Source organism: Roseiarcus sp., from assembly GCF_052145395.1.
In the GTDB taxonomy this organism is placed as follows: Bacteria; Pseudomonadota; Alphaproteobacteria; order Rhizobiales; family Beijerinckiaceae; genus Roseiarcus.
The window spans coordinates 1-3217 of the sequence record NZ_JBKQOT010000905.1 but is presented as its reverse complement, the minus strand read 5'-3'; the positions used below and the strand labels follow the sequence as shown (position 1 = coordinate 3217).

General features: G+C 65.2%; 3 protein-coding genes. All 3 read left to right on the top strand.

Going from position 1 to position 3217, the window contains the following annotated elements; all coding sequences use genetic code 11:
* Positions 1–299 precede the first annotated feature (299 nt).
* Positions 300–1313, top strand: a complete 1014-nt coding sequence (locus tag ACLP25_RS31415; protein WP_442473004.1) for an ABC transporter substrate-binding protein — start codon at positions 300–302, stop codon at positions 1311–1313.
* Between the two features lies 1 nt (position 1314).
* Entirely contained in the window at positions 1315–2427 is a 1113-nt protein-coding gene (locus ACLP25_RS31410; RefSeq protein WP_442473003.1) for an ABC transporter ATP-binding protein, read from the top strand.
* Between the two features lie 3 nt (positions 2428–2430).
* A partial coding sequence (locus ACLP25_RS31405; protein ID WP_442473002.1) for an ABC transporter permease occupies positions 2431–3217 on the top strand: 787 nt, incomplete at its 3' end.

Here is a 3217-nt window from a genome sequence, read left to right as displayed (position 1 = left end):
GAGACGCGCTACCGCTGCCGTGACAAAGCCCCTGGTTTGACTGCGTCCGATGCACGTTGCACGTTCCTTAGGCGTCGGCGCGGAGCGGGCCCAGTCCCATACGAAAGAAAGGGAACACGCTTCTTTGCCAATTGATGCTTATCAAGAAAGAGAGCAATCTTTCCCCTTGTAACTCCCCAGCCGCGCTTGGCTCGATGCGACGCCGGCGAAGGCTCGCAACAAAGGGAACGAACATGGCTTTCAGGCTTCAACGTCGAGATTTCCTTGCGGCGGCGGGGGCGGCCGCAGCGAGCTCCGCCTTGCCCTGGAGACCGGCCCGCGCCGCGTCGACGGAGATCGTGTGGAGTACCTGGAACAATCTCGGCCTGCCCGACTATATCGACCCCTTCACCAAGGAGACGGGAATCAAGGTCGACCAGACCTACATCACGACCGATGACGAGCAGTTTGCCAAGTTCAAGGCGGGCGGCGCCGCCGACGTCGACGTCGTCGTCCCGGGGCAGTGGGAGATGTCGCGCTATATCGCCTCGAACCTCGTGCAGCCGCTCGATCTGAAGAAGATCCCCAACGCCGCCCATATGTATCCGGTGTTCCGCGACAACCCGCTCAACAAGAAGGACGGCGTGCCGTACTCGTTGCCCTATTACTGGGGCATCAACACCATCGTCTACCGCGCGGACCTCATGGACGAGAAGCCCGACTGGTCGGTATTCTTCAAGGGCGACAAGTACAAGGGCAAGCTCGCCATGCGCGACTACGCGGTCGAGGGCATCATGATCGCCGCCCTCTATCTCGACATTCCGCAGAAGGAGATCTTCAGCATGGACGATCGCCAGCTGGCCGAGTGCAAGAAGGCGCTGATCGCCCAGAAAGCCCTTCTGCGCACCTACTGGACATCGATCGCCGATCTCACCAATCTGTTTGCGACGGGCGAGGTGGTGTGCGCGTTCTCCTGGCTGCCGCCCTACTACGACCTGACGAAGCAGGGGATCAAGATGGCCCTCTCGCTGCCCAAGGAAGGCGTGCCGTCCTGGTGCGACGTGCTGGCGATCCCGACCGGAGTCGAGGGCGAGAAGCTCGAGGCCGCATACAGGTTCATCAACTACCTGCTCGGTCCCGAATACGGGCTCAAGCTCGCCTACGGCGGGCCTTACGCCCAATCGACCGACCTCGTTCGCGACAAGCTCCCGCCGGAGCAGCAGGAACGCATCTTCATCAAGGACCTGGCCGTGATGGAATCGTTCGTGTGGCCGCAGATTCCGCGCCGCTACAACGAATGGGTCACGATGTGGAACGAGGTGAAGGCCAGCTGATGTGACGGACGCGGCGGCGTCGCCGTCCGCCCCGGGAGAGGGAGGCGAACTCCCTCTCCTGGCGGGTCGCGGAGTCCACAAGCGGTTCGGGGCGGTCCACGCCGTGCGCGGAGTCGATTTCGTATTGTCGGCCAATCGCTACGTGACCCTGCTCGGCCCTTCGGGATGCGGCAAGACCACGATCCTGCGCATGATCGGCGGGTTCGAAACGGTCACGGCGGGCGTGATCACGCTCGACGGCCGGCCGCTCGATGACACCCCGCCGAGCCGGCGTCCGGTCAACACCGTCTTCCAGAGCTATGCGCTCTTCCCGCACCTGAACGTCGCCGAGAACGTCGCTTTCGGCCTTACCTTGCGCGGTCATGGGCGGAGGGAAGTGGCGGAGCGTGTCTCCCAAGCTTTGCAGATGGTGCGCATGGAGTCGATGGGCGAGCGGCGGCCGCGAGAGCTGTCGGGAGGCCAGCAGCAGCGCGTCGCGCTCGCCCGCGCGATCGTCAACCGGCCGCGCCTGCTCCTGCTCGACGAACCGCTATCCGCCCTCGATCGCAAGATGCGCAAGGAGATGCAGATCGAACTCAAGGACCTTCAGCGGCGCCTGGGCTTGGCGTTTCTCCATGTGACCCATGACCAGGAAGAGGCGTTTGCGCTGTCGGACTCGATCATCGTGATGAACCACGGCGTGATCGAGCAGGAGGGCGATCCGGAAACGATCTACCGCCGTCCCGCGAACGCCTATGTCGCCGACTTCATCGGCGGATCGAACCTCGTCGCCGGAAAGGTGGTCGCTTGCGCTGGGGGGCAGGCGACGCTCGATACGGAGTTCGGCCCCGCCCGCGCGGCCTGCGCGCCCGGGGTCGCGGTCGGCCGGCGCGCCTCGCTCTGCCTCAGGCCCGAGCAGCTCGTCATTGGCGCCGAGGGAAGCCTCGGCGGCGTCGTGCGTCACACGATGTTTCAGGGCGCCGACTGGCTCGTCGAGGTCGCCGCCGGATCGGCGGCGCTGCGCGTGCGCTGTCCCGACGAGGAGCCGCCGGCGGCCGGCGGCGCCGTTTCGCTCGGCTACGATCCGGCGAAGGCCTGGATCGCCGACGGCGCCCTGGCCGAGGACGCGGCTTAGGCCATGGACGGCGGACGGACCACGCTCGCGGTGACCGTCGGTCCGGTGCTCGCCGCCTTAACCGTCCTGTGCCTCGCGCCGCTCGCTGTGCTGTTCGTCTACAGTTTCTTCCGCGTCGATTTCGTCACCATCGTGCCGGACCCCAGTCTGCGCAATTACGCCCAGGTGCTCTCGAGCGCCTCTTATCGCTACCTGATCGCGAAGGCGCTGATGAACGGCGCGGCCATCGCCGCGATCACGGCAGTCATCGCCTATCCCGTCGCATTCTTCATCGCCAAGCGGATTCGCGAGGTGAAGGCGGCGCTTCTGACCGCGCTGCTCATCCCCCTCTATACCGGCGACCTCGTGCGCATCTTCGCCTGGCGCCTGATCCTCGGCCGGGAAGGCGTGCTGAACAGCTTTCTCATCTGGACCGGCGTGATCGACCGTCCGATCGAGACGCTGCTCTTCAGTCCGACCGCGACCACGATCGTCCTCGTCTACAACTATCTCCCTTTCATGGTGCTCGGGCTTTGGCTGAGCTTCGAGACGCTTGACGATCATCTGTTCGAAGCGGCGGCCGACCTGGGCGCCGGTCGGGCCACGACTTTCATCCGCCTCGTTCTGCCGCTGACCGCGCCTGGGCTGGTCGCCGGAGCGCTGATGGTTTTCGCCCTGGTCGTCGGCGATTTTCTCACGCCCCAACTCATCGGCGGCGCCTCCGGCGTGACGGTGATCAGCGCGATCGCGGATCTGTTCGGCGCGGCGTTCGACTGGCCGCTCGGCTCCGCCATCGCCTGGACGCTGCTAG